Raw genomic sequence first — 26,195 nt, 5'->3', positions numbered from 1 at the left:
TTACCCTAGGCTGACCCTGGTTCACCCTCTTCACCGGTACTGCGTGCCGCGCGCTCACGGCGCATGTGCAGGTACTGTAGATGTGCTTCGAAGTGGTCGACGATGTCACTGATGACCTGTTCGCGGGTGTACCCCATAAGATCGTAGGTCAGCCCGCCTTCCCGCAGATGTGGTTCCAGACGGTAGTAGTTGGAGCGGGGTTGCTCTGCCCGCAGGGTAAACGCTGGCATCGAGCACTGCCGCGGCCACACCTGATAGGTGAAGTCCACTTCACCGCCGAGGTCCACGTTGAGCTCCAGATGCAGATTGTCGCCCTCGTCGCCAGCGATACTGACCGGATACCCTTCCTCTTCGAGCTTCTGTTTCATCGCCTCAAACGCGGGCTGGATGGTGCGTTGTATAAATGTTTCCACCTGCTTAAACGTTGGAAAGCTGATCGCGCGCGACAGCCGCTGGGCCCAATTGGTATGCCCTTCCCGCGATATAGTTCTGCCTGAAAGATGCCCGGATAAAGACTCTTGCATGCTCGCGGATTTCAGCTTCTCAAGCTGCAACGCCTTGTACAGCCCCAACATGATCAGCAGCAGGACAATGGCAAAGGGCAGCCCCATGATCACCACCGCACCCTGCAGGGCGGAAAGGCCACCTGTCATCAGTAGAGCAATGGTCACAATACCGATGATTGCAGCCCACAAAATCCGCATCCAGGGTTCCGCATCCTGATTGGGATCTTCGAGCCGGATAGTGAGATTGGAAAGCACCAGCGAGCCCGAGTCTCCAGAGGTGACAAAGAACACGATCGACAGGATGGTTACCGCAATTGTGGTTAGCATGCTCCAGGGCAGCTGTTCGAGAAACAGGTAGATGGCCGACCCGGGTTTCTCTACCGCCTGCGTGCCGAATTCTGTGGCGCCGCCCATTACCATATCGATGGCCGAGTTGCCCATGATGGCCATCCAGGCGGCCATAAATGTGAAGGGCAGAATCAAGGTGCCGATAACAAATGCACGAATGGTGCGGCCGCGGGAAATTCGTGCCAGGAACAGGCCGACGAAGGGCCCCCAGGCAATCCACCATGCCCAGAAAAACAGTGTCCAGGCATTGAGCCAATCCGTGGGTGGGGCGAAAGCATAGGTATTGAAGGACAAGCCGATAAAGTTCTGTAAGTAATCACCAATGTTGGTGACGAAGGCGTCGAGCAAAAATCGTGTCTTGCCGGTAATCAACACATACAGCATCAGCACTATTGCCAGTAACATGTTGAATTCTGACAGTCGCCGAATTCCCCGCTCTACACCGGTGGCTGCAGAGAATGCGGCGAACACCACAATCATAACTGCCAGCAGTGATTGCGTGAAGATGCCCTCCGGTATACCAAACATGTACTGTAAGCCGTAGTTCAGCTGGATGATCCCGATTCCCAGGCTGGTGGCAACGCCGAACACCGTGCCCAATACCGCGGCAATATCCACGGTATTGCCGAGAGAGCCGTAGATACGTTTACCGAACAACGGATAAAGTGCTGAGCGAATGGTAAGGGGCAGTCCATGCCGGTAGCTGAAGAAAGCCAGGGACATACCTACCAGGGTATAAACTCCCCAGCCGGACAGACCCCAGTGCAAAAAAGTTAGCGCCATGGCATGGCGTGCCGCTTCGATACTGCCGCCCTCACCAGCAGGGGGCTCCATAAATTGGGTCACGGGCTCTACGATGCAGTAGAAAATCAGGTCGATGCCGATTCCGGCGCTGAAAAGCATGGCAGCCCAGGTCACGATATTGAAATCGGGTTCTGAGTGATCGGGTCCGAGTTTGATGTCACCGAATTTGGAAATGGCCACCAGGATCACGAAGATGAGGTAGGCAACGATAGCGAGAAAGTAAAACCAGCCGAAACTGCCAGATATCCAACTAAGGACCTCGTTAATAACGCCGATTGCCTGCTCGGTAAAGATCATCGCCCAGAGGGAGAACAGCACAATACCCACGACAGAGCCATAAAATACCAGTGGCTTTATTCGCGCTTCTGCGCTGCTCGCTTTAGATGTGCTTTCCGATGATTTGGTGCTGTGCATGTCTCCCCTGCGAAAAAAGACCGACTATCCCATCAGAGTAGGCTATGCCTGACAGTCGCCGGGTGTGCTCATGGAGGTTGGGGACTACTTCAGGGCAGGTGTTGAAAATTTAACTCATAGAAATCAGCATCTCTCACAGGCTTGTTGTAATAGCCGTTATTACTCTTCATTTAATCAATAATCTGCGCATAGAGGGGGTTCTTATTCACTGACCCTTGTCCGATGGGATCTCTTTAATGACTTTTTAGTCGGTCATTTTCTTGCTTTTCCCTTCTCTCGACTGGCGCCATCTTCAACCAGCAGCTAAACCTAAAGATGAAAAGCGTGACATACACGCAATCTCTAGGCTCAGGCTGTAAGAGGTGTCCGATGAAAACTGGTATTAACGCCACCGCAGGATTTTGCCTCGCCCTATTAATTGGGTGTGCTGCCCAACCGGAACAGGTACCTGGTGCCGGCGGCATCGTGATTGATACCTGGGGCGTCAATATGAACCAGTATCAAGTCGACCTCTCTGAGTGCAAGGGGATTGCCTATTCCACCTATAGCGACCAAGGTCGCCGGGGCTTAACGGGTGCTGCCGGGGGTGCAGTGGTGGGCGGTGCGCTGGGCGCTATCGTCGGTGATAGTAGCCGGGCTGCGGCGGCAGGTGCTGGTGCGGGAGCCCTGGTAGGTGGTCTCTCCGGCGCTGGTAGTGCCGGTGCCGAAGCACAGCAAATTATCAAAAACTGTCTGCGCGGGCGCGGATATCGCGTGCTGAATTAATTCCCCTCACAGGAGTTAGCCAAGTTTTCTCGTGGGTCCTCTGATATTCGGCAACCTCACAGGACTTGGCTTGGGCCGGGAAATCCCCGGCTCTTTTTTTATGCTCTTTTTACAGGGTTTAGTTGGGAACAACCATTTTAAAGCCGAAAGCAACGCGTTGATCTTTCAGTGAATACTATGGGAGTAAGTTATGGCCAGTGGCACTACCATCAATGCCTATGGGGTTATGCAAGCTGGAGGCCCCTTTAAACCGTATCAGGTAAAAGTGGGGGACTTGGGAGCAACTGAGGTGGAGTTGGAAGTTCTCTACTGTGGTATTTGCCACAGTGACCTCAGCATGATTGAGGATGAGTGGGGAGTATCCAAATACCCCATGGTTGCCGGCCATGAAGTGATTGGGCGGGTTCTTGCTTCGGGAGAGCAAGCTGGTCACTTCAAGCCTGGCACCGTTGTCGGCCTGGGTTGGAACTCCGGTTATTGTGAGACCTGTCACTACTGCCGGCGGGGCGATCAAAACTTGTGTGCCGAAGCCCAATTTACCACTCTTACGGGTGGGGGTTTCGCCGATAAAGCCCGCGCTGATATGGGCAGCTTGGTGGTGATTCCCGAGGGGGTGGACCTGGTCTCGGCAGGACCTCTCCTGTGCGGTGGCATTACCGTATTTAACCCGTTGGTGCAGTTTGGTATTGAACCCACCGCTAAAGTAGCGGTGATTGGTATCGGGGGCTTGGGGCATTTGGCCCTGATGTTCCTAAATGCCTGGGGTTGTGAGGTTACCGCTTTTACTTCCAGTGAGCACAAGCGCACCGAGGCCCTGTCTCTCGGTGCTCATAAGACATTGAACTCACGGGACCCGGAAGAAATTAAATCGGCCTCTATGAGTTTCGATTTCATTATTTCTACAGTGAATGTCAACTTGGATTGGGATCTATATATCCAGGCATTAAAGCCGAAAGGGCGCCTGCATTTTGTCGGTGCTGTTGTGGACCCCATCCAGTTTACCCTTTTCCCTATGATCTTCGGTCAGCGCTCCATCTCGGCTTCCCCGGTGGGCAGCCCAGCAACCATTGAAACCATGCTCGATTTTGTTGCTCATCACCAAATCCGGCCGCAGGTGGAGATTTACCCTATGAGCCAGATTGAGGAAGCGTTCAGGCACTTGAAGTCAGGTAACCCCAAGTATCGAATCGTATTGTCTAGGGAGTAGAGCGCTGGAAAGCCGCTGTAATAGAGAGTGTGAAGCTCTTCTGGTTATTAGATTACAAACTATTCGGTGTATTGGCTTTAAGAGCTAGCCAAGTAATCTCGGTAACCGTGCATGGCTGTTCATTCTGACATGCCTCGTGTATACCGAGATTCTTACGAACACTGGTGTGCAGGATTTATAAGTCCTTTTTTAAGGTACTTATGATAAATGCAGGCTGTTATGGGGAAAGATAACGATTGGTCCAGAATACCCGGAAGAGTATTTCTCTATGAAATCTTTTTAGGATTAAATTGATTGCTTAGTCCTTTCTATCAGTTTCCGCTTTCTGTTTGGTCTCTAAATTTCGATCACAATTTCCTTGTCTGCACTGTGTACTAATGTTGGTGCCATTCTTAATAGGCGTTAATCCCATCGATTCTTCCATCGATTTCGTCTGTATTGCCGTTTCAGGTAGTCGCTTTCACGATAGTAGAGTTTGTCGTCATAACAAATAAAATCACAGAACCTTTTATCGCTCACGCAATCAGCTGGTATCTCCCGATTGTTTCCAAGACACCGGTGATAAACATGCTTACAGGTTCTCATGCATCGTTTGCGGGCTTCTTGTTCATTGAGACTGCTTGCCAGGCTGGAGGAAGATGTGCCCAATAGTATTAAGAGTGTAGCTATTGCCAGCGTAAATTTTCCGGTTGCCATGCTAATTGCCGCACCTGTGAAAGTTTCACCGCTTAAGAGTAATGTTTACCGTTTTGAAAAACAAATTTTACTCGCTGAGCAATATTATATGAATCAATCATCAGCCTCTTTGCTTAAGTTTCTGTACTACTCGATCTAGTTCAGCTTGATTATCGTTGATAAGTCTATCTGCTAAAATTTTTAGCTTGTCGATGGATTTGTAATCAAATGGATCAACAAAGGGATCGGTTATTTCTACATTGAAGTAGTTATAACTTATTTGACCTTTATGGCTAAGTGATTTGGCAATCTCCAGGGTGTATAATTGTTGATCGTCCATAGATCTTTGTACATTCGATATAAGATCTTTAGTCCAGCCTATTTCTCCCCAGTTTTTTAAGCTTCTGTAGTTGGTTTCCATAGTGTTCAAGGGCGATGTACCAGCACCAAGGATCAGTACATAGTAGTTTTTCCCTGGGAACTCTCTGATGGTTTCTAAAAGAATGATGCTGGTAGGATTGTTTGCATCTATGCCAGCATCAGCAAAGTAGCGGTGGCGAATATCTTTCCCGGTAGTCATAAACTCTACCGGGGGGAATAGGCTCTCAGCACTAGTAGCTGCAGTGACAAGCTGATAAAGCGTATTGGTGGGCAGTTCGGTAACTTCCTGACCTCGATTTTTAAATAGTTTCACCTGGCCTGTATGGATGTTCAGGGAGGGTATGATGATGTAATTATTTAGGTCGGTGAGTTTCATACCATTTGTGTAGTGTTTATCCATGGTATTACTCAGCCGCTCTCCAATGAAACGAGGCGAAAAAAGACCATTGGCGGTTAACAGTTTATGATACCAAGGGGTAGAGAATATATAGCCGCTCTCATTTTTGTAGATTTGAATTATCCTGTCAGTTTTAGAGTCAACACTTTGATCTTTAGACCCTTGCCGGTCTGTTGGTAGATAGGGGGCATTGAGCCCTGTGGCAATAATGGCACCCGTTGAGACGCCGCTGAAAATATCAAATAGTTCCTCAATGGGTTTGCCAGTTTGGTTTTCTATGTATTGAATTACGTAAAGTGGAATCAATCCGCGGATGCCACCGCCATCTACAATCAGAATGTTAATGGTTTCTTTGTCTTTGAGAGCATCATTATTTTTAATAAACTCACCTGTGACCGGGCGAGCATCAAACTTAGTGCTCTGTGTGAGGCGGCTATTGTATAAATACACTAGGCTCACAAAAACAATAATAAGAAAAGCAATAATGGCTGATAGATGCCGAGCTTTCATAAGTTGTTTGTACTCTTTAAGTCCATAGCATTCTTTAAATCTAGATCCTAAAGAGTACAGGATAGGGCGATAGTTTTATCTTTGGCTATTCCATTAAGGAATTTCAGGTGTAGCTTTTTATCTGTTTACAGATTGTTTTTTTGTATCCTGCTTTCTGCTTCCCTGGGGAGGATATTATTCTATGGGCAGAAAGATATCGGTGATCATTTCACTTTCCGACACCTCTGGAAAAAACTTTACCCTCTCAAAAAACATTGGGAATTCACGCAGAGTAAAATCTGAAGAATCCAGCCACTGAAAGTACAGGTATCGAACGGTTGTGCCGATTGAGTCATCGCTCCCACTGTGTCTAATGACTGCGCATTTTCCAGCCGGAATCACTTTGTTGACTATATTCTCGGCATTGGTGTCGGTAGAGGTTTTTACCATGCAGCAGACGTCAAATCTGTACTGATCGGGAGGTGTGGTTGCTGGATCATCGTAAACTAGGTTGAAGGTTCTGCTGTTGTTCGGTGAAAGCCCCTGAGCTTTCCGCCATTGAATAAACTGTCTGATGGTCGTGCCCAATAGGTGGGCTGCGCCCCGGTGTTCCATAACGGCAAGCTGGGTCTCGGGGAATTCAATAATATCGACCTGGTAACTAGCGGAACTTTCCATTAACTGGCTCCTTAACATCATTATTGGCTCATAGTGTTTGTGCCAAACTTCCCAGTCTGGGGCTCGGCGAAACTCTGAGGGACTCTTGCCAAAGAGTTTCTTAAAAGCTCGCGTGAAGGCTTCATGGCTGTCGTAGCCGTTCTCCAGAGCTATATCCAACACCTTTTTGTCCCGGTAGGTGAGCTGATAGGCCGCCCGTTTGAGCCTCAGCAATCTGACAAGGGTTATCACGGACATGCCGAAAAATGCGGAGCACTGTCGGTGGAAGTGGTACTTAGACAAGTTGGCGTACTGGCAGAGCTTGTCGATATCCAGTTCGGAGTTCAGGTTGGCCTCGATATAGCGCAGTACCTGCGCAAACCTTTCCCTATACCTCATCATAGATACCGCCTCGTTTTATCTAAAAGTATTCTAAATTTTGTGTCTCTCTGACACTTGATCAAAGTTGCGGAATATTACCCATGGAGAGCGCGAGTTGGTGGGGGCGAGGAAAAGAGGGGAGAGGGAGTGGAAACAGAGGAGGTAGAGGGGTGGAATGGAGGGGGCGCATAGGCCCCCGAATAGACTGCAGGGGACTAACAGGGTGTGGTAGACCTCTTGAAGGTGTTTACCATGACCTTTGCCTCCTTGAGACGCTGTAAGTAGTCCTTCAGGGAGTTGAGCCCAGCCTTCACCCCAAAGGAAATCACTTTTATCACCAGGGAGAATGCCAGTTCTGATTTGAGGTGGGGGGTAAATGCCAGAAAGGCTTTGAAAATAGAGCAGTGGATTCTTTTGAGTAGATCTTGAATATCTTTATTGCCGGTAGATATCTTCTCGGCTTTTTTCTCAAAAGCTTTGAGTTCATCCAAGTACTCGGTAAATAAACGGTAATTAAAGACAACGGTTTTGTGCTCTTTGTACCCGGCTATGATGCGACTCAGGGCATCGTTGATTTTTCTGAGGGCAATGTAATCTGTTCTGGATAGGTGCTCATAGGAATTGGAGAGATACGCGATGGTATCTCTCCGTAATTGACAAAATTCGAACAGGTGTTGGTCATGCTTTCTTATCTCAAAAAGCCTGTATATCTGAATTGCAATGAAGACAAGAGCAATCGCGAGCAACATGGAGAACACTACTCAAACTCCTTTTCATTAACTGGCTTTTTGGGGGCCACTTTTCTAGTGGGCGGAGAATAGGAAAAGGCATTATCCATCAGTTTGAGGAACCTGTCCCGATACTCTTTATTATCTGCCGCTAGTCGATCAATTTCAACTTGGCGATCTTTCAACCGCCCACTGTACATCCAGAACAATAAATAATGCGCAAAGATGAAAAACACGACAAACAGGCCATTTTTTAGGCCCATTTCCTGTATGAAGTGGAGTATATCTTTCAGGGTATCGGTCATGCAGTCCCTTAAAGCCAATTTCATTGAATCTTGCGCATTTTTAACCATTGAGACGGTTGAAGCAAATCGCTTCACTGAAGATGGGAAGTGGTGAGAGCTTTTCCGTGCCTTTAATAGAGTTCTATGGGTTTGCTGCTTGTTATTTTCAAGGCAGTTGAGGACGAGGAAGGGCTTATTGGGGTTAAAGCAGGCCAGGTTGATGTGGAAATCCGGGGGGAAAGAATTGTCCGTCAAGAACTCCCTGCCCAGAAATGAGGGCAGGGAGGGGGGGGAATCTACTGTGCTTCGGCCTGGCTGGTTTCCGGCAGTTTTTCTGGAGCTTCCGTTAGCTGCTTGCCGGGGTTTTTAATCACGCCTTTTTGCAGGATTAAAGTGTTGGGGTATGTAATTAATTCCTCGCCCCGTCTGATCAGGACATGAAACAGTGTGATCTCCTCAATCGTGCCAGAGATGTCATCGTCTTTGTCCATCACCCGAATCTTGTCGCCAACCCGGTAGGGAAAGCCGAAGAAAATAATCAGGCTGGCGGTGATGTTACTCAATATTGACCACTGGGCAAAAAGTGCCACGCCAATTACTGCAAATACGGAAGAGAGGAAGATGGAAACCTGGGTGTATTCAAATCCCAGGGCGCTGATCAGCAGGACCAGGTGAAATACCAAAAGAGCAATACTGACGGTCTTGGAAATGTATTTGAGGCGATAGGGCTTGACTGCCCTGGTTTGCCCAAATCGGCTGATAGCGGAGGAGCTAAGCCTCATGCAGATAAAATAAGAGGCTACGATCAGTGCCGCTATGATTAAATTCATATGTGTGTCTCGTCTCCGTACCGTGCCCATTAGGGAGAGGGCTGCGGGGCACGTCTTGTCGTTAATCACTCTCCGCCCGCTGCGCGGATCATAATCTCACACCGCCACACTGCCAAGCTGTCATGCAAGCGGGAGCCTGAAGGCCTGCCAGTGGGCTTGGTATGGGCACGGCTGGCGGCTCGCTGGTCAGCCATCGTTCTTGCCGGGATCGGCGAACTGCCCCTAAACTGTATACATATACAGTATTGGGCAAATCCTATGAAACTAGCGACTCTCTACAGCCACGGTGTTGCTGCTGGCTTTCCATCCCCTGCGGATGATCACAAAGAGAAAAGTCTCAGTCTTGATCAACATTTGATCACTCATCCAGCGGCCACGTTTATGGCCCGCGCCAATGGCGACTCCATGCAGGGCTTGGGGATCTTCGACCGCGATCTCCTGGTTGTCGACCGCTCACTGACGCCGGTACACGGTGATGTCGTGGTGGTGGCCCTGGATGGCCAGCTCACCTGTAAGGTACTGGATCGCCACCATGGGCGGCTGCTATCGGCCAATGACCGCTATCCGCCGATACCGGTTTGGGAGGGGCAGGAGCTTATCGTTGAAGGGGTGGTTAAAGCCTCTATTCGCTATCACCGCCCCCGCTGAATGCTGGCACTGGTGGATTGCAACAGCTGCTACGCCAGCTGTGAACAGATATTCCGGCCCGACTTAAGGGGTAGGCCGGTGGTGGTACTCTCCAATAATGATGGTTTTGTGGTGGCGCGCTCGAAGGAGGCCAAAGCGCTGGGGATTGGGGATTTGCAGCCCTTCTTCAAGATTGAACACCTGTTGCGACGGCACAAGGTGGCCATCTTCTCCAGTAACTATCCGCTGTACGGTGATATTTCCCACCGGGTGATGGAAACCCTGAAAGGCTTCAGCCCGGAAGTGGAGGTGTACAGTATCGATGAGATGTTTCTCAATCTGTACGGCTTGCAGGAGCAGTGGTTGGATTACGGCCAGCGGATTCGCACAACCCTGTGGCGTGATGTGCGTATGCCGGTGGGGGTGGGGATTGCCCCGAGTAAGACTCTGGCTAAGCTCGCCAACCGGGCGGCGAAGAAAATCGCTAGCTGCAATGGAGTCTGTGCTCTGGATACCCCGCAGAAGTGGCAGTGGCTACAAAAGCGTATGCCGGTCGATAAAGTCTGGGGCGTTGGCAGGCGCCTGGCAAAGCGGCTGGGGCACTTGGGTATAGAGACCGCTTATGATCTGGCGCAGGCCAATCCCAAGATCCTGCGTCGGCACACCAATATCAATATTGAGCGAACTATTGAGGAGTTAAATGGAGTTCCGTGCCTGAGCTTGGAGGAACAACCGCCGGCAAAGAAGCAGATTTATTGCACGCGCTCTTTTGGGGAGAAGCTGACTGAGCTGCAGCCCATTCAGCAGGCAATCAGCCTCTATGCCAGCCGAGCGGCAGAAAAGCTGCGCGCCCAGGAGTGCCTGGTGGCTTCAATACATGTTTTTCTGCACACCTCACCTCACGAGCCCCACTATTACAGCCGCAGTACGCTGGTACAGTGTCCCTATGCCACCGATGACAGCCGCCTGATCGCCGGTCTGGCCAAGGGGGCGATAGCCGAGCTTTACCGCCCGGGCCACCGCTTTATGAAAGCCGGTGTGGGCCTGGTAGAGCTGGTGCCCAGGCCTCTGGGGCAGGGGGATCTGTTCACTGTCGGCCAGCCGGCCCGCGCCGGGGAGATGATGCAGGCCCTCGATAGGGTCAATCAGCGTTTTGGCCGCGGCACCCTTTTTTTGGGTGCTGAGGGGGTACATAAACACTGGAAAATGCGCCAGGCCTATCGCTCACCCGCCTACACCACACGCTGGGAAGCGCTGCCACTGGTAGATGTTTAAGAGGGTATTTTTTAAGGAGGCGGCTGGTCCTGTTTCTTTGGGGTATCAAGATTCAACGCCCCGCAGCTGCCGCAGTTTTTGATGAGGACTGGAATATTGTCCAGGCATGCATTGCAGACGAAGCAGCGACCGCTCTTTAAGGTCTTGTGACATGCGAAGCGCTTTACCTCCATCATAGGGAGGCCAATAGCGGGTTTTAAGGCTTTAATCAGCGTTGCGCTGATCCTGTGATCGGGAAAGGCGCGGAGGATTTCCCGTATCGGAATAAGTGCGGAATCCTTGATATCCCAGATTTGGCCACAGTGATCACAGTAAAGAAGCATCGGATGGCTGGCAGTATTTATCGATCGATAAATACCAGTCTAGCCGCAAGCAGTCAGTGTGAGGAGTCAGCAGGGGAAAGGAAGCTAGAGTCTCGGCGGGGTACAGGCTGAACTGAGATCGTTAGTTTTAAGCGGGCTCTTAATATTTCAAATCCAGATCCAGCAGGGAGACAGGCTTGCCCTCTTTGTTTATCAGGTCCACCTTAACAGCTTCTCCGGTTTTTTTATCAACCACTCGAGACCAGCGTACATTGGTTTTCTCAGACCAGTGTGTACTCCAATCAATCAGAGAGACCAAAACGGGGACTAGCGCAAGGCACTTTGGGGTAGCGCTATAAAGCATACGCCGCGCACCGGGCTTAATGGGCGCTTTAACCAGGATGCCGGTTTCCTCCAGGTTAGTTAATCTCTGCGTGAGGATATTTCGAGATATCTGCAAGCTATCTTGCAATGAGTCAAATCGATTAACGCCTCTCAGCACATCGCGGACAATCAGCAGGCTCCAGCGGTCGCCGATCACAGAAAGTGCCTCTTCGATCCCACATTGAACAGCGGGTTTACTGTCGCTCATAGCCGTTCCGGAGTTGTTCAAGGCGCCATGGTCTCACAAGTTAGTTCCAAAACAAAACTTCCCTGGAGGCCGCATCAGGTCGTTATATAGCCATAAGTTATTGAAGGTTCTAGCTACAACCCGTGCAATTAAGTTGCATTTTGGAACTTATTTATATTAGATTAGTTCCAAAATGCAACTTATGGTATGGGTCATGCACTTCAAACCTATCGTTTTATGTTCTCTGGTCGAAGGCTCACGAGCGAGCCTCAACAAGCAAGCCCTGGAGCAAGTCATAGGCCGGGCTTACCGGGAACACCTAAGCCAGCCGGTAACGCCCAGGGTGATATGGATGGAGGTTCCCTCAAACCAAGCCTTTTTGGAGGGAAAGACATCGTCGGTGGCCACCTTGATGGCCCCAGTGCCTGATGGAACATCAAATAAGTTGCGACACCCGTTTTTATACCAACTGCTGGAGCAGTGGTGCCTCACAACAGGGATAAACAAAAACGAAGTCGTTATTACGGCGCCTGACCAATCGCTCAGCAGGGCATTCCTAAGCGCAAATCGCAAGCGTATGTCACCGCTGCGGCAAATTGCCTACATAGCCAAAACACTGGTGCGTTTAGTGAGATCCAAAAGCGCCACGGGTCATTTCAACACCCATATCAATTTATGAGAGGTTAAAAATGCCGCTTTATACGATTTCCACTTGGCGCCCATTATCTGCTCCTGAGCAACAGGCTCTGGTCTCTGGGATTACTGAAGTTCACTGCACAATAACTGGCGCACCCGCACAATTTGTACAGGTTGTATTTAGTCGAGGCGTTCATTTACGCTCAAAGAACAGTCTCCATATCCTGGGTTCCATTCGCGCAGGTCGCAGCGATAGAATCAAGTTAGCTCTAGCCAATCGCTTTATCGAAGTGGCCTCCCAGGTTTTAGGGTGTTCTTCCGCTCGCTGCACGGTGGATCTTATAGATGTTCCCGCCAGTTGGGTGATAGAGGGGGGCGCGGTTATGCCAGAACCTGGAGAGGAGCAAGAGTGGCTTGCCCAGCATTCAAGCTAGGCTTGCGGTTGCTTTCTAAGTATCAGTGTAAGCTAAGTATCAAAGTAAAAAATAATTCAATACAACCATCTGCTGATTGGCAGTCAGGGAGTAATATTATGTCCACTTCAACCTTGAAAGGTATTGAGGCTCTGGAAGCCTACCTGCTAACAGGTAAGCAGCCAGAGGGGCAAGATTTTTCCAGCTTTAAAGCTTTTTCGGAAAAATTCAGCGGAAATACTTTTGAAGCATTAATGGCTGCGTGCAAGCGCTATTCCCAGCAAACGGCGATCTCTTTTTTTCTCTCAGGCAAAGACTATAGAAAGCCAGTAAAGATTAGCTATCAAACACTGGCTGAGCGTATTATCCAAACTGCCAATTTATTCAGTGGTGTCGGTATTCAAGAGCATGACACTGTCGCATTTGTACTGCCAAATTTACCAGAAACCCACTATGTACTATGGGGGGCGGAGGCGGCCGCTAAAGTATTGGCGATCAATCCGCTACTGGAGGCCAAACAGATAGAAGAGCTGATTCGGCATAGCCAGGCAAAAGCCATCGTTACCTTGAGTCCTTTCCCGGGCACTGATATCTGTGAAAAAGTTGAGAGTATTTTGCCGAATTTACCCGAGGTAAAAAGCATCTTTCATGTGGACCCGGCATATCACGCCGGAGGCTTGAAAGGCATTGCGGCTAGTGCAATTCAGTATCAATACCGTCGGCGGCTGAAATCACTGGAAGGCAAAAAACGAATACCCTTCCAGTCGGCGATTAAGCAGCAACCGTCTAGTCATTTGAACTTTAAACGCAGTATCCACGGTGATGACATCGCCTCCCTATTTTGTACCGGGGGTACAACAGGGTTACCAAAGATCGCCACCCATACACACGGGAATGAATTGGCGAATGCAAAAAGTATTGGTTTGGTCGCCGGCGATATTATGGGGCCCGGAAAAGTTATTCTCTGTGGCTTGCCACTATTTCATGTGAATGCGGCAATCGTGACGGGGCTTGCAGCGTTTATTAACGGCTGTGAGGTGGTATTAATGACCCCACAGGGCTACCGGGGTGAGGGTGTTTTCAGTAACTTCTGGAACATCATTGAATTCTATCGCGTGAACAGTTTTAGCGCTGTGCCCACAGTTTATTCTACTTTGTTGCAGCAGCCAGTAAAACAGTGTGATATCTCCTCCCTGCAAATGGCTTTGTGTGGCGCGGCGCCTATGCCGGTTGAGGTTTTTAATGCTTTTGAGCGTATAACCGGTGTGCAAATCGTAGAGGGATATGGTTTAACGGAAGGCACTTGCGCTAGTAGTCTCACGCCACCACATGGCGCGAAGAAAGTGGGCTCAATCGGGCTGCGTTTACCGCTGCAAGAGATGAGAAGTGTCCAGCTAGGTGAGCAGGGAAATTTTATTCGGTACAGCCAGACCAATGAAATCGGCAATTTGCTTATTCGAGGAGACAATGTCTTCAATGGGTATCTCAACCCTGAGCACAATAAGGGAATCTGGGTGCAGGATGATCAAGGGCAGCGCTGGTTTAACACCGGGGATTTAGGCAGGCAGGATGAAGATGGCTATTTTTGGCTCACAGGCCGAAAAAAAGAGTTGATCGTGCGTGGAGGCCATAATATTGAGCCCAAATTGATAGAAGAAGTCCTCTGTCGACACCCTTCCGTTGCTATGGCTGCAGCAGTAGGCACACCAGATGCACACGCGGGAGAGGTTCCCGTCGCCTATGTCATGCTGTCGGGTGAAGCGGTCAGCACGCTGACAGTCAGAGGGCAGGAGGTTGTAATGGATGATTTTGCCAAAGCCCTGCTTGAAGAAATTACTGCCTATGCCAAAGAAAATATTACCGAGCGGGCGGCCATCCCCAGAAAAATTGTACTTCGAGTGGGACTCCCTACTACGGCGGTTGGCAAGATCTTCAAGCCCGCGTTGGAGATGGAGGAAATCCGACTGTGTGTTCAGGACATTATTGATCGATTGGTGCAGGGAACAGATTCAGCCATTACCGAGAGCCAGGTAAAAGTGGAGCAAGACAAGGTGCTTGGCACTATTGCCAGGGTTACCACCGGAGGGGATTCCAGTCTCGAGGGCGCTCTTGCGGAACAGCTTGCGCCGTACACCTTTAAATATGAGATCGTCTAATTTTATTTTTGGGGTGCTCTCTTACTGAGCACCCCGACCAAGCGATTCAATCTTTGGTGGAGCTTGCACAGCTTGCCTTGAGGTTTTTACCAGCCCCAATAACTTACCATATAGAGTGTTACATATAAGTCCAGCCATAATCAGCGCAAAGCCGATGACCTCTATGGTTTCTAATTTTTCGTCCAAAATAATACTGGAGGTGATAATGCCCACTACCGGGATCAATAGGGCGAAAGGGGTCACCGTTGCCGCAGAATGGGTTCTAAGAAGTCTGCCCCAGATCGCGAAGGCAATCAGCGTAGAGATATAGCTGACAAAGGCTAGGGAAAGCCAGGTTTTCGCATTGGTACCAATAATCAGGGTTAAAGGATCTTGAGTCTCCAGAAAATAGGAGAGGGTAAAAAGAGGTATGGGAGGCACCAGGCATACCCAGACCATAAAGTGCAACAGATTGACGCCCTGAGTGCGTTTCATGATCAAGTTCGACAGGGCCCAGAAGAAAGCTGCAAGTAATAACAGCACCAAGCCGAATGAGGTTACGCTCCCCTCACTGCTGAAGAGAAACAGTGAAAATCCGGCCATTGCAATGAAAATACCCAACAGTTGATATCGACCTATTGCCTCCTTAAAGAAAATTGCACTCAGTAAGATGGTAAAGAAGACCTGAGCCTGAAGGATCAGTGAAGAAATTCCTGCAGAGGCGTCCGCTTTCATGGCGAAGAAGAGTAGCCCAAACTTGAACACCCCAAGAAAGACACCGACACCCAGTAGGTTCCACGGAGAGGTTTTGGGAAAGGGGATAAAAAGTACGGCCGGAATTGCAACTACAAGGAATCGAAGTGCGGAGAATAGGATGGGAGGAAGTTCTTCCAGTCCAATTTTAATAACCGAAAAATTAACTCCCCAAATGATAACAACAGTGCAAGCTCGAGCCAGATCCTTTAACGGCATAAATAATCCCCATCCCTACAGAGGGTAACTACTTTAGAACACTCTGGGAGGTTTGCACTCCTCAGCTTTTTAATGGGAGATACCTGTCTAATGTAGATGCTAGTAGATATTGCTTGGAAAACTGCTCCTGCATAATAAAGAGACTATGGAAATAGTCAATCGAATAGCATGAATCTTGTGGAGCTGGGCGAGTTGGATTGGTAGAGGTGTTTTGCCTAGAAAGTTAACAGTACGATTCTGGCTTATCTGTATCTCTCCAATAAGTCTGTCGGTACATTATTTCAAGGAGCTATGGTGTTAACAGCCAAAGAGGTCAACAAAAGAGTGGGTAACATCATCATCGATCTAATGGTTTTCAGTGCAGTTTTTCTGAGTAACTAAGCGATCTTCAGGGCATAAAGCCTGCAGATGACCTATCGATGGTTAGGGCTGGGTAAGAGATTTGTAGTCTGCGCAAATATGGATGATCAAATATCGAACTTGTGATGAACTACTACTGAGAAGCTTTTTTATCTGGCTGGTTGAGTCGCTCGATAATTCTTTTTAATTCTTGCTGGTTTTCTTCGATCAAGCGATCGGCGTAAGTTTTTAAATGGTGCAGGGAGTCATAGTCAAAGATATCGACGAATGGATCAGTGACTTCGATATTTAGGTAATCGTATTCCAGGCGATTGCCATCAGAGAGCTGTTGAGCGAGCTCCAGTGCGTATAATTGTTGAATATCCATATATCTCTGAATATTGGAAAAGGCATCCCGTATCCAGTTGATACGCCCCCAATTTTTCAGTTCACTGTAATCTGCTTCACTGCTAGCCAGTGGTGGTGAGCCTGCTCCTAAAATTAGTACGTAATAGTTTTTATTTGGAAATTCTCTAAGAATATCCAGTAGTACCAGGCTGGTGGGGTTATTCATGGCCAGGCCGGCATCGGCAAAGTAGCTGTGCTCTCTGGATTGCTCTGGTGTCCTGAAAGCTACCGGAGGAAAGGCGGTCTCGGCGCTGACTGCTGCAGTGATAAGCTGGTATAAGCTGTCGGTAGGTAGTTGTTTGATTTCATCCCCTCGATTTTTGAAAAGGTGTATTTTACCACTGTGAATGTCAAGTGCTGGGATAAGAACAAAGTTATTGAGATCTGTGAAAGAAAGTGACTTTGTATAGTGGTTTTCCAGTACACGGTGGAGTCGCTCACCCATGAAGGAAGGGGAAAACAGCCCCCAGCCTGTCAATAGATCGTGATACCAAGGTGAGGAAAACAGATAGTCACTTTCTTCTTTATAGAGTTGTATTAAGTACTCTGTGGCAGAATCATGTCCAGTGTAATTTTTAGGGATAAATTTTTCAGGGATGTTGATGCCGCTGGCTACAATGGCACCGCTGGATACTCCGCTGTAGACATCGAATACCTCGCTAATCGGCTTGTGTAGTTTGTTCTCGAGATAGTTGAGTACATATAGGGGGATGAGCCCCCGAACACCGCCGCCATCTATGATCAAGATTTTGATAGTGTCTTTTTCTTTGAGGTAATCCAGGCTTTCTGACCGCTCGGGCTCGTAAGGGGAGCTTTTGAAAGTGACAGACTGGGTAAAATGCTTGTTGTAGACATAAGCGGCAACAATATAAATTGCAAGAATGCAGAGTAGGGCTATAACCACACGTTTAAGCATAAGACTGCAGACCACTCTCACTTAAAGAGTTAGTGAATGCTGCCGGGCCGAAGCCAAGATTAACTTAGTTAGATTGGTGTGAAGTGTATGGTCGTATGCCTGCAATCGCTACCTGCGGAGCTATCTACAGAAGAAATAAAAAAAGGGCTTGTATCCGGAGATACAAACCCTTTTGAAATGGCGCGCTCGGGAGGATTCGAACCTCCGACCGCCTGGTTCGTAGCCAGGTACTCTATCCAGCTGAGCTACGAGCGCGTCGTTGAGGGTGCGCACAATATAGATTTACCAATGAGTCGTCAAGCACTTTTATGAAAAAGAGTAATTGAGGTCAAATATTGATCATTAAGCGAAGGAGAACAGTGGCCACCTCCTATTCTGGTTGGTTAAGAGGTGGGAGTGGGGTAATGAAGCTAAGCCTTTAGCTACGGCATTACCCAACACCAGTACACCTGAAACCCTGAGGCATTTGAGGAATAACTAGCCGCTTAGTGGCGTGTCCGTTGTTGATGGATTGGGTCACATTGGTAGCTGTATTCTTGGCATGCGCGTTTAGTGTTCAATCTTGGAGAGAAGCTTGGGGTTCTGGATCAAATTCCTTACACCATGAGCATGGTCTTCATTAAAGATATTGTCCTTGCACCAGTTGCCCACAGAAGTAATGTTGACCTTGGCAACATTGGGGCGGACACTCCAGGTGACTTGATAAGGTGAGCCCTGTTCATTGTAATCTGGACCGGTGGTGGAACCTGAATACTGAATTGGCTTTCCAGTATTGCTGGGAATGCCCAAGGCTTGTTGAAAACCACCTTTTTCATCATGGGCAGTTAATTTTACAAAGTCTAAAGCAGTGGAATCATTCACCAAGACATAAACTTGCGTTTCTACCCGCAACTGTGGATTCTTGATGTCTTCGTTAAAGCAGGAACCCAAGGTTGGACCGGGTTTAATTTTGGCGGATGAGTGGACATAGTGGACTTCAATGGTATCTCCAGGATGAAGGCTGCCATGTTCGCTTGGGCACACTTCTTGATTAGGTGGGGCTAACTCGGTGTCGGTAAGAGTGCCGGAATACTTAAAACCCGACAGGAAGCCATGCCCATCACCGTTGCCCGCATACTGGGTAAATTCTCCACCTTTATGCTCAGCATTTTTATGAAAATGGATATTGCACAAGTTCATAACCGTATGAGCTGGTGCGGCAGCAAAGAAAATCGCATGGTTTCCGGAAGTTGATTCAATATCACGTGGGGATTGCGGGCCAAAATTTCTCCCTGTGGTATTCTTCTCTAAATTAGCACGTTGATTTGCGATGGTCTCATCTGATACTGCGCCATTACTTTCTTGCGCAGAAGCGTTGACGGCTATAGTTGTCGTTGCAGCTAAAACAAAAAGAGATTTTATTTTCACGGTGATAATCCCCCTGCGGTTTGTTGTGGTTGAGAGGTTGTTTGTATTTATGTGGGTATGTTGCTCTGGTAATTAATTCCGGTACGCTGCAGGAGTAACTTTAGATTACATCCAATAGGGCATCTGTTACTCTATCCGGCTTATATACACAGCTGCTAAATGGCTGTTGCCATCCGCAATGATAAAGTCACTTTTGCCATCTTTGTTTAAATCTAAAAGTGCGACTCCCCACGGATTGGGAGTATTCGTATTCTTAAATTTGATCGACTTGATTGTCGAGCCTCCAATTAAAACGAGAATTTCACCCGACCAACTGCTGATTAAAGCGACGTCAATATCATCACCATTGATATCTCCTGTCGCAATCTGTTTGGCGCCATTAGATGCCTGGATTTCTACTTGTTTCTTTTTTGGAAAGCTGCCGCTACCATCTCCCGGGATTATAGTAATGACATCGCGGTTGTTGGCTACAAGTAAATCCATGTTTCCGTCTCCGTTCATGTCTGCCGCCTCAACAGTAAATGGAGCTTCAGATTGTGCCAGGTTATTTAAGCTGAAAGAATTATTGCCAGATTTGTTATTTATTAATATGCCTATATCATTCTGATTGGGCGTCACCAAATCGGAGTGTCCGTCTTTGTTTAAGTCTTTGATGGCAAATCCCCGGTAGGGGTCTCCTCCCACTTTAATAGTCTTCCCTGGCAGTTTAAAATCACCATTCCCGTGTCCTTTGAGAATAAGTAAACCTTCGTGATCACGGTTGTCTACAATCAGGTCAACTTTACTATCACCATCAAGGTCACTTAATCGGACGACATGTGGGTGGGGCGTTACTTGCACGCTTAAAGGTGAATTCGGTGCAGGGTAAAAACCTCCTTTACCATTTCCAAAAAGCATGGTGACGTATGAGGTTTCGTGGTTGGCTATAACAACATCAATGTTCCCATCACCATTGATGTCAGAGGTCGATAAACCTGAAGGGCTGTCACCGGCGGGGAAGTCTCCAGCTGATGTCAAAGTCCCATTGCCATTGGAAAGAAAGGTTACTATGTTGTTATCCGAATTGTTTGCAATAATTGCATCTTGATTTCTGTCTGAATTGAGGTCTATCACTGCAACTGCAGGTTGGCCGGCACCAACTTTAAGTATGGAAGCGGAGTAAGATATATTTTCTACTTTGATTGTGTCTGCGGAGCATAAAGCGCTAGTCATAAAACAGAGTGTTAGAGGAATATATTTAACTAAATTCATTTTCTTATGGTTCTCTAAGGTTTGCGTGATTACATAACAAATTTTAAGGGGATGCTCTGGTCTAGAGTTGGCAAAAGTTAATTATATCCGGCTTAGAATTTTATCTGGCACCAGGCTAATAATCGAGATTAATCTGTTAGCTTCTGGTGAATTTGGCGATATATGAATTTTGTGTGGGGCTAAATGGATGTTGCCATAACTTAATAACTTATCAATATTATGTGCAGTGCGAAACACCCGTGATCGATCTTAAGCCTTATTCTGCTTTTTCAGGAAAAATTATTTTTTTGATGCCTGCGCCCTAAGATGGAGGGTTTTTCAAGCTGTTCTTGATTGAGCTAGTAAAAATTATAGCCTTGGGTTTGCCTGTATTATGGCTGCTTAAAAGAGTCAGGCTGCTCTTTGTTGGCGCTTGAAAATATCTTTTGGTCCCTAGTGGTCACTATTAGCCATGTATTGTCAAAATCTATTTAAATGCAGACTCAGTGTATCAGGGTGGCTGCTGGTAAAGACCCCATGCAGGTTGCGCGGCTCTACTGTAAGAGAGCGATAAAAATTTATATCGTATTCATGCCTCCATTAGGCTCACAATTTTATGCCTGGATTTTATAACAAGTGATTTCCTTGACAATAGTAAAGGGGCCCGTTGGTTGCAGCCCAGTTATTTTCAACACGGGTAAGCTAGGAACCTTATGGGAGCCGATGCCAACCAGTCGCCCTGAAAGAACGACATTAGATGGATGGGCATAACTAAAACGCTAATTGTCTACCGAGGTACTTCCTCTTGAGAGAATTGCAAGCTGGCAAGGTCCTTAATAGTCGAGGGCGTTTATGAGTTTTTGCTGGTAGGGGATCATCCCCTACCTATATATTTGTAATCGACATTAACCCGTTTTCCGCGACAGTCACTCCGGCCTTTTCAATAAATCAAACATCAGCCGGGAAAACTGCTTGATCTTTTCTGGATCTGATAGAAGCTGCATCATCTGATTCTGGTGGGCATCATTGCTTTCCAGGATCGCGCGTCGTCCACCGCTTTGTTAAAGCCCCCTAACAGGGCCTTCTAGACAGTGTTATTCGCTAGCTGTTCCATCACCCGCACGTTTGCTGCACTCAAACATTTCCTTGGCTGTTTATAGGCGGCTAGGGCGGACTTGTAGCGGACCTGCCAACGCTCAAGCACCGGCATGCGGGTATTGGCAATCGCCGCGTTGCTCTTGCGCTTGATGAAAAAGGCCGCGCAGAACTGCTCTACTTCTAACAAAGTAAAGCTGCCCGCAGCTTGTCGAACAGATCAAAAATCAGGTCCGGGTCGGTGCAGCTAGTATTTCAATTACTCGGAGTAGGGCGCTTGGGTGGCCGCGCTGTCTACGATCAAAGCCAGTTTTTTAGCGGTTGTCGGTGAGTGACTAGAGCGCAGACATCAACCCAACCACGACTACCATCCCAGGCACAGCCACTATCCCAGTCGGCTAGCTAAACAGCATCACCAGCCCAGGCCCCAAGGCACAAATCTGCGTATTAGCAGAAATCAAACAGCTTTAGCGACATGCCCAATAAAGGCAAACCCTTCGCACAAGAGGACACCCTAGCGCCCGCCGTCAAGCCCTGGATACCATCGACGCACAACTGCAGCTAGAAGAGCAGGCCGCACAAAACAATCTGCCGGGCACTGCCAGTAATGGCGAGCGCTACCTAGTGGCTTCAGGCAGCGGCGCCTGGGCCGGTAAAGTCGGCCAGCTTGCCCGCTATGTGGCAATGTTAGGCTGCAGACAACTTTGCTTGACAAAAGTGGCCCTGAATAAAGCGGACAATCTGTTGTATGTGAAAGGCAACACAGCTGGAATATCGCTAACCGCCAGGGGGCTCTGCCGAAGATCACTGGGAGTGCAAACAGCGATTCGGCTGGGTGCTGGGGCAGATGTTATCCGTGTTAAATAATATTTACTGAGATAACCAGGTTAGTTAATCGCTCTGCTTTTAACTGTTGGCTTAGTTGGTACGTATATAAGGGTAAAATTTTTTGGGGTATGGGGAAGGAATGAAATAAAATACTTCGGACAGTTTTGGCCTGGTTGTTTTAGGGTTGTGGCATTGTAAAGGTATTTTACGCAATTTGGAGACTTTCAAGGCTGTGATAAATACCGATTATCAAGCTGCAGGCCTTGTTAGGGTTGGGAATTAAAAAACTGTCCGAAGTATTTATGTGTTTCATAGTATATGTAATAGGTTGTAATTTTGAAAAAACTAGCTACAAAATTCGCTCTGCACAGGGCTGTGTTGAAAAATTCTATCGGTGGAATCACTTTAACCTGCGCATCGGCTTTGGTGCAGGCAGATACGATCAGTACCAAAATAGACTTGGGTGCACCCTTCCCCTTCAGGATGGAAGATGGAATTAAACACGAGTTAATTTTAGATGTTGGTTATCAATTCGATACCATTAAGAAAATTTGTATCAATACGAAAGTTAAAAATGGAACTGCGGGCGGAGTATCTTATGAAACAAAAAGTGAACCTGCAGGACCTTTCACTCTTCCTTATTTTGAATCGCAAGCGTTGATGTTGCTTAAGAGCGTAGAGCTTCCAACACCGGAAAATCCTAATCCTGTACCACAGATGCAAGAAAGCATCAATATCTGTGGGGGAGAAAACAGCCTCTTAGCAAAAAACTTTCTCGATGGAGAAGGTAAATTTACGTTCAATGTGTCCGGTGGTTATATAGATTTCTGGGACTTTGAGCTGGTTGTAGAGGGGGATGTTTCTGATACTCAGTTGGCGATTGTGCTTGACGAACCTGTCGAATTTTCAGTGCCTTCCTATGGAGGAAGAGTCAATTATGATGCAAGTATTCGTAATTTAGATTCTTCACAATCATTGGTTACTCTTGAGCAATGGAGCGTGCTCACCCTTCCCAATGGGGATAATTACCCCATTCATAAATCACGTGATGTTGTGTTGAATTATTCTGAGGCAAAGGACTACACTCGAAATTATCTAACGATACCAGAATGGTTTGAGGCTGGAGATTACGAGTTAACCTGGTATGTCACTGACCCAAGCACCGGGGTTCGGGTGAAAGACAGTCTGCATTTTACTAAAAGTGCTGACTAAGTTTTAAGTTCTCGACTGAGCTGGGGGCTCTTGTGTCCCAGTTCTTCCTTTATCAAATCAAGAGCTTTGCTTTTTAAGGGCCGGATTATGAAAAACTGTCCGAAGTATTGTTGTGCCTCATAATATATGTAATGGAATATCGTTTTGAAAAAAATCACAAACAAATACCCTCAGTATAGGGCTGTGTTGAAAAGTTCTATCGCTGGTTTCACTTTAATCTGCGCGTCGACATTGGTTCAGGCAGATACGATCAGTACAAAAATAGATTTAGGTGAGCCGTTCCCCTTTAGGATGGAAGATAGAACTACACACGAGGTGGATTTAGATGTTGGCTATCAGTTCGAATCTATTGATAAAATTTGTATCAATGCTGAAGTTAAAGATGGAGATGCTTTCTCGGTAGCTTATGGGGTTATAGAAGAGTCTACAGGTGCAGGGCCTGACGATATTATTAATGCTGTATATAAATTGGAGCTCATCAGTTATTCTGGTGATGTCTCAACTCCAGAAAACTTCAATCCTGTCCCACAGATAGCAAACATCAGCTTTTGTGAAGATGAAACCAGTATCTTGGCAAAAAATTTTCTCGATGGAGAAGGTAAATTTACGTTCAATGTGTCCGGTGGTTATTTGGATTTCTGGGACTTTGAGCTGGTTGTAGAGGGTGATGTCTCTGATATTCAGATGGCGATTGAGCTTGATGAGCCTGTCGAATTTTTAGTGCCTTCCTATGGGGGTAGAGTCAATTATGATGCGAGTATTCGCAATTTAGATTCTTCACTATCGTTGGTTACTCTTGAGCAATGGAGTGTGCTCACTCTTCCTAATGGTGATAATTACCCCATTCATAAATCACGGGATGTCGTGTTGAATTATTCTGAGGCAAAGGACTACACTCGAAATTATCTAACGATACCAGGGTGGTTTGAGGCTGGAGATTACGAGTTAACCTGGTATGTCACTGACCCAAGTATCGGGATTCGGGTGAAAGACAGTCTGCATTTTACTAAAAGTGCTGACTAAGTTTTAAGTTTTCGACTGAGCTGGGGGGGTTCTTGTGTCCCAGCTCTTCCTTTATCAAATCAAGAACTTTGCTTTTTAAGGGCCGGATTATTAAAAACTGTCCGAAGTATTGTTGTGCCTCATAATATATGTAATGGAATATCGTTTTGAAAAAATTCACAAATAAAAACCCTCAGTATAGGGCTGTATTGAAGAGCTCTATCGCTGGTTTCACTTTAATCTGCGCGTCGACATTGGTTCAGGCAGATACGATCAGTACAAAAATAGATTTAGGTGAGCCGTTCCCCTTCAGGATGGGAGATGGAGTGGAGTACGAGGTGGACCTAGATATTGGCTATCAATTCGACAGTATTGAAAAAATTTGTATCAAAACTGAAGTTAAAGGTGGAGATGCAGGTGCAGCATTTTATAGGGTAGAAAGTGAATCAGTAAAACCTTTCACGATGCCTATTTCTCAAACGTATGCGCAAAGACTCCTTTATTCTATGGATGCTCCAACTCCGGAAAATCCCAATCCTGTTTGGCAGATGGCAGACATCAGCTTCTGCGAAGGTGAAACTAGTATCTTGGCGAAAAATTTCCTTGATGGAGAAGGTAAATTTACATTCTATGTGTCCGGTGGTTATGTGGAATTCTGGGACTTTGAGCTGGTTGTAGAGGGTGATGTCTCTGATACTCAGTTGGCGATTGTGCTTGACGAACCTGTCAAATTTTCAGTTCCTTCCTATGGGGGTAGAGTAAATTATGATGCGAGTATTCGTAATTTAGATTCCTCAAAATCGTTGGTTACTCTTGAACAATGGAGTGTGCTCACTCTTCCTAATGGTGATAATTACCCCATTCATAAATCACGGGATGTTGTGTTGAACTATTCTGAGGCGAAGGATTACACTCGAAATTATTTAACGATACCAGAGTGGTTTAAGGCTGGAGATTACGAGCTAACTTGGTATGTCGCTGACCCAAGCACCGGGATTCGGGTGAAAGACAGTCTGCATTTCACAAAAAGTGCTGACTAAGTTTTAAGCTTTCGACTGAGTTGGGATACTCTTGTGTCCCAGCTGTCCCGTTCTAATCATATATGGCTCAGTCATCAAAATAAGTTTTGGATGTTTGACTACCTTTGATATTAAAGCACTGTCGTTTCGGTCTTATGGATGGCCCTCTATACCGGCCAGTTTTTCCAACAGGCTTCGGACTTGAATGTTGAGCATATAGGCCTACTCACCTTGGCTCACAAGTTCGGCGGTGCCAATTGAGATCGCGAACATCATCATGACTTCGCGGAAGACCCGGCCAACCTGTGGCTGGTGGATGATGGGTACAATCAAACCAAGAGCGATAAAGGTCCCGACGAATGGTTGCCCCCTACCAACCCGCTCGCGCAATCTATGCGAGGCAGTTTGGGGATGTTGCCCGAAAGTATGGATTGATTAAATTGGAGACAGCTAAGTTGGAGTGGCTTTTGGTGGGATAGCTTTAGAGTGGTTATCGGTTGGAATATTACTCTTTAGCTGCTCTTCTCGAAGGATACCCTGATTAAAAGGAAGCTACGTGTTAAATTGAGGCAACATATAAGTTGGTGAGGATTTCAGCCTCTGTCTCACCATCATTGGAACCAGTCAAGAATAGATGTATTCTTTTGTCAGTTGTAATATTTTTAGCTCCTCCGGACTTTAGCGCGTCTTTGAGATTATCTTTGGGGGGTTTGTGATTTTTAGCAGCGCTGAAAACGTGGAAATTAATGCTCTCTGTTATGCCAAAAAACCTCGCTGCTTTTTTAATTGCTTCTGTAGATTTCTCATAGAGTTGCATATTCGCTTTGATCAAAGCATCCACTTTCGTGTTATTTTCTTTTTCGGCATTCAAGTTTTTAACATAGACATTGCGGATTATTTCGTCCGGCCGAATTTTGTAAAACTTGCACCTATCTTAACTGC

Annotated in this window: 24 protein-coding genes and 1 tRNA gene; 10 read left to right on the top strand and 15 right to left on the bottom strand. The window is 47.2% G+C overall.

All coding sequences use genetic code 11. The annotated features are described in order from the left end of the window. Positions 1-5: 5 nt before the first annotated feature. Positions 6-2,072, bottom strand: a complete 2,067-nt coding sequence (gene betT / locus ACXAFI_RS11630; RefSeq protein WP_475108945.1) for a choline BCCT transporter BetT — start codon at positions 2,070-2,072, stop codon at positions 6-8. 369 nt (positions 2,073-2,441) lie between these two features. Here betT and ACXAFI_RS11625 point away from each other — a divergent pair, with 369 nt between their 5' ends. Together ACXAFI_RS11625 and ACXAFI_RS11620 are read left to right on the top strand one after the other, a co-directional pair. Next, positions 2,442-2,837 (top strand): glycine zipper family protein, encoded by a 396-nt coding sequence (locus ACXAFI_RS11625; protein ID WP_152452863.1) that lies wholly within the window; start codon positions 2,442-2,444, stop codon positions 2,835-2,837. A gap of 190 nt (positions 2,838-3,027) precedes the next feature. Then, on the top strand, positions 3,028-4,044 hold the full coding sequence (locus tag ACXAFI_RS11620; protein ID WP_475108944.1) for an NAD(P)-dependent alcohol dehydrogenase: 1,017 nt from the start codon (positions 3,028-3,030) through the stop codon (positions 4,042-4,044). Positions 4,045-4,840: 796 nt separating this feature from the next. On the opposite strand, the gene ACXAFI_RS11615 is transcribed toward ACXAFI_RS11620, so the two are convergent. From ACXAFI_RS11615 to ACXAFI_RS11590, 6 genes are all read right to left on the bottom strand, one after another. After that, positions 4,841-6,007 (bottom strand): patatin-like phospholipase family protein, encoded by a 1,167-nt coding sequence (locus ACXAFI_RS11615; protein ID WP_475108943.1) that lies wholly within the window; start codon positions 6,005-6,007, stop codon positions 4,841-4,843. A 174-nt stretch (positions 6,008-6,181) separates the two neighbouring features. Next, on the bottom strand, positions 6,182-7,045 hold the full coding sequence (locus ACXAFI_RS11610; RefSeq protein WP_475108942.1) for an AraC family transcriptional regulator: 864 nt from the start codon (positions 7,043-7,045) through the stop codon (positions 6,182-6,184). Between the two features lie 194 nt (positions 7,046-7,239). After that, positions 7,240-7,773, bottom strand: coding sequence for a hypothetical protein (locus ACXAFI_RS11605; RefSeq protein WP_475108941.1), 534 nt, complete (start codon positions 7,771-7,773; stop codon positions 7,240-7,242). 8 nt (positions 7,774-7,781) lie between these two features. After that, positions 7,782-8,291, bottom strand: a complete 510-nt coding sequence (locus ACXAFI_RS11600) for a hypothetical protein (protein WP_475108940.1) — start codon at positions 8,289-8,291, stop codon at positions 7,782-7,784. A gap of 41 nt (positions 8,292-8,332) precedes the next feature. Continuing rightward, on the bottom strand, positions 8,333-8,866 hold the full coding sequence (locus tag ACXAFI_RS11595; protein ID WP_172975341.1) for a mechanosensitive ion channel domain-containing protein: 534 nt from the start codon (positions 8,864-8,866) through the stop codon (positions 8,333-8,335). Positions 8,867-8,931: 65 nt separating this feature from the next. Continuing rightward, positions 8,932-9,060, bottom strand: a complete 129-nt coding sequence (locus ACXAFI_RS11590; protein WP_475108939.1) for a hypothetical protein — start codon at positions 9,058-9,060, stop codon at positions 8,932-8,934. Positions 9,061-9,124: 64 nt separating this feature from the next. On the opposite strand from ACXAFI_RS11590, the gene ACXAFI_RS11585 reads away from it, so the two are divergent. Both ACXAFI_RS11585 and ACXAFI_RS11580 read left to right on the top strand, forming a co-directional pair. Then, entirely contained in the window at positions 9,125-9,514 is a 390-nt protein-coding gene (locus ACXAFI_RS11585) for a LexA family protein (RefSeq protein ID WP_152452880.1), read from the top strand. Beyond that, a complete protein-coding gene (locus ACXAFI_RS11580; RefSeq protein WP_475108938.1) occupies positions 9,515-10,768 on the top strand; it encodes a Y-family DNA polymerase in 1,254 nt (417 codons plus the stop codon). A 462-nt stretch (positions 10,769-11,230) separates the two neighbouring features. On the opposite strand, the gene ACXAFI_RS11575 is transcribed toward ACXAFI_RS11580, so the two are convergent. Continuing rightward, complete coding sequence (locus ACXAFI_RS11575; RefSeq protein WP_475108937.1) at positions 11,231-11,662, bottom strand: winged helix-turn-helix transcriptional regulator; 432 nt, start codon at positions 11,660-11,662, stop codon at positions 11,231-11,233. Positions 11,663-11,855: 193 nt separating this feature from the next. On the opposite strand from ACXAFI_RS11575, the gene ACXAFI_RS11570 reads away from it, so the two are divergent. The 3 genes from ACXAFI_RS11570 to ACXAFI_RS11560 all read left to right on the top strand — a co-directional run bounded on the left by ACXAFI_RS11570 (position 11,856) and on the right by ACXAFI_RS11560 (position 14,846). After that, positions 11,856-12,320, top strand: coding sequence for a hypothetical protein (locus ACXAFI_RS11570; protein WP_475108936.1), 465 nt, complete (start codon positions 11,856-11,858; stop codon positions 12,318-12,320). 10 nt (positions 12,321-12,330) lie between these two features. After that, complete coding sequence (locus ACXAFI_RS11565; RefSeq protein WP_475108935.1) at positions 12,331-12,711, top strand: tautomerase family protein; 381 nt, start codon at positions 12,331-12,333, stop codon at positions 12,709-12,711. 98 nt (positions 12,712-12,809) lie between these two features. Continuing rightward, the gene (locus ACXAFI_RS11560; RefSeq protein WP_475108934.1) at positions 12,810-14,846 is read left to right on the top strand and encodes an acyl-CoA synthetase; all 2,037 of its coding nucleotides are present in this window, start codon (positions 12,810-12,812) and stop codon (positions 14,844-14,846) included. Between the two features lie 21 nt (positions 14,847-14,867). On the opposite strand, the gene ACXAFI_RS11555 is transcribed toward ACXAFI_RS11560, so the two are convergent. The 6 genes from ACXAFI_RS11555 to ACXAFI_RS11530 form a co-directional block, all read right to left on the bottom strand. Further along, positions 14,868-15,797, bottom strand: coding sequence for an EamA family transporter (locus ACXAFI_RS11555; protein WP_475108933.1), 930 nt, complete (start codon positions 15,795-15,797; stop codon positions 14,868-14,870). Positions 15,798-16,290: 493 nt separating this feature from the next. Then, positions 16,291-17,460, bottom strand: coding sequence for a patatin-like phospholipase family protein (locus tag ACXAFI_RS11550; RefSeq protein WP_475108932.1), 1,170 nt, complete (start codon positions 17,458-17,460; stop codon positions 16,291-16,293). A gap of 178 nt (positions 17,461-17,638) precedes the next feature. Continuing rightward, positions 17,639-17,715: transfer RNA gene (locus ACXAFI_RS11545), tRNA-Arg, on the bottom strand. Positions 17,716-18,009: 294 nt separating this feature from the next. Then, the gene (locus tag ACXAFI_RS11540) at positions 18,010-18,867 is read right to left on the bottom strand and encodes a delta-class carbonic anhydrase (protein WP_475108931.1); all 858 of its coding nucleotides are present in this window, start codon (positions 18,865-18,867) and stop codon (positions 18,010-18,012) included. 126 nt (positions 18,868-18,993) lie between these two features. Beyond that, positions 18,994-20,118: an FG-GAP repeat domain-containing protein gene (locus ACXAFI_RS11535; protein WP_475108930.1), complete on the bottom strand. Its 1,125-nt coding sequence runs from the start codon at positions 20,116-20,118 to the stop codon at positions 18,994-18,996. A 1,063-nt stretch (positions 20,119-21,181) separates the two neighbouring features. Further along, positions 21,182-21,382: a hypothetical protein gene (locus tag ACXAFI_RS11530; RefSeq protein WP_475108929.1), complete on the bottom strand. Its 201-nt coding sequence runs from the start codon at positions 21,380-21,382 to the stop codon at positions 21,182-21,184. Positions 21,383-22,356: 974 nt separating this feature from the next. Between ACXAFI_RS11530 and ACXAFI_RS11525 the strand changes: the two genes are divergently transcribed. The 3 genes from ACXAFI_RS11525 to ACXAFI_RS11515 all read left to right on the top strand — a co-directional run bounded on the left by ACXAFI_RS11525 (position 22,357) and on the right by ACXAFI_RS11515 (position 25,274). After that, positions 22,357-23,232 (top strand): RbmA family biofilm matrix protein, encoded by an 876-nt coding sequence (locus ACXAFI_RS11525; protein ID WP_475108928.1) that lies wholly within the window; start codon positions 22,357-22,359, stop codon positions 23,230-23,232. Positions 23,233-23,376: 144 nt separating this feature from the next. Beyond that, positions 23,377-24,255 (top strand): RbmA family biofilm matrix protein, encoded by an 879-nt coding sequence (locus ACXAFI_RS11520; RefSeq protein WP_475108927.1) that lies wholly within the window; start codon positions 23,377-23,379, stop codon positions 24,253-24,255. Between the two features lie 146 nt (positions 24,256-24,401). Further along, positions 24,402-25,274, top strand: coding sequence for an RbmA family biofilm matrix protein (locus ACXAFI_RS11515; protein WP_475108926.1), 873 nt, complete (start codon positions 24,402-24,404; stop codon positions 25,272-25,274). Between the two features lie 538 nt (positions 25,275-25,812). Here ACXAFI_RS11515 and ACXAFI_RS11510 read toward each other — a convergent pair. Continuing rightward, positions 25,813-26,124 carry a hypothetical protein gene (locus ACXAFI_RS11510; RefSeq protein ID WP_475108925.1) on the bottom strand — a complete coding sequence of 104 codons (312 nt, stop codon included), beginning with the start codon at positions 26,122-26,124 and terminating at the stop codon, positions 25,813-25,815. Between the last annotated feature and the right edge of the window lie 71 nt (positions 26,125-26,195).

The organism is Microbulbifer sp. ABH2_005 (assembly GCF_056160005.1).
This window is presented reverse-complemented; position numbering and strand designations above follow the sequence as displayed.

Bases quoted from the DNA above. Each gene is read 5' to 3' on its own strand.
- betT (WP_475108945.1), bottom strand. From the start codon at position 2,072: ATGCACAGCACCAAATCATCGGAAAGCACATCTAAAGCGAGCAGCGCA.
- ACXAFI_RS11625 (WP_152452863.1), top strand. From the start codon at position 2,442: ATGAAAACTGGTATTAACGCCACCGCAGGATTTTGCCTCGCCCTATTA.
- ACXAFI_RS11620 (WP_475108944.1), top strand. From the start codon at position 3,028: ATGGCCAGTGGCACTACCATCAATGCCTATGGGGTTATGCAAGCTGGA.
- ACXAFI_RS11615 (WP_475108943.1), bottom strand. From the start codon at position 6,007: ATGAAAGCTCGGCATCTATCAGCCATTATTGCTTTTCTTATTATTGTT.
- ACXAFI_RS11610 (WP_475108942.1), bottom strand. From the start codon at position 7,045: ATGATGAGGTATAGGGAAAGGTTTGCGCAGGTACTGCGCTATATCGAG.
- ACXAFI_RS11605 (WP_475108941.1), bottom strand. From the start codon at position 7,773: ATGTTGCTCGCGATTGCTCTTGTCTTCATTGCAATTCAGATATACAGG.
- ACXAFI_RS11595 (WP_172975341.1), bottom strand. From the start codon at position 8,866: ATGAATTTAATCATAGCGGCACTGATCGTAGCCTCTTATTTTATCTGC.
- ACXAFI_RS11590 (WP_475108939.1), bottom strand. From the start codon at position 9,060: ATGGCTGACCAGCGAGCCGCCAGCCGTGCCCATACCAAGCCCACTGGC.
- ACXAFI_RS11585 (WP_152452880.1), top strand. From the start codon at position 9,125: ATGAAACTAGCGACTCTCTACAGCCACGGTGTTGCTGCTGGCTTTCCA.
- ACXAFI_RS11580 (WP_475108938.1), top strand. From the start codon at position 9,515: ATGCTGGCACTGGTGGATTGCAACAGCTGCTACGCCAGCTGTGAACAG.
- ACXAFI_RS11575 (WP_475108937.1), bottom strand. From the start codon at position 11,662: ATGAGCGACAGTAAACCCGCTGTTCAATGTGGGATCGAAGAGGCACTT.
- ACXAFI_RS11570 (WP_475108936.1), top strand. From the start codon at position 11,856: ATGCACTTCAAACCTATCGTTTTATGTTCTCTGGTCGAAGGCTCACGA.
- ACXAFI_RS11565 (WP_475108935.1), top strand. From the start codon at position 12,331: ATGCCGCTTTATACGATTTCCACTTGGCGCCCATTATCTGCTCCTGAG.
- ACXAFI_RS11560 (WP_475108934.1), top strand. From the start codon at position 12,810: ATGTCCACTTCAACCTTGAAAGGTATTGAGGCTCTGGAAGCCTACCTG.
- ACXAFI_RS11555 (WP_475108933.1), bottom strand. From the start codon at position 15,797: ATGCCGTTAAAGGATCTGGCTCGAGCTTGCACTGTTGTTATCATTTGG.
- ACXAFI_RS11550 (WP_475108932.1), bottom strand. From the start codon at position 17,460: ATGCTTAAACGTGTGGTTATAGCCCTACTCTGCATTCTTGCAATTTAT.
- ACXAFI_RS11535 (WP_475108930.1), bottom strand. From the start codon at position 20,118: ATGAATTTAGTTAAATATATTCCTCTAACACTCTGTTTTATGACTAGC.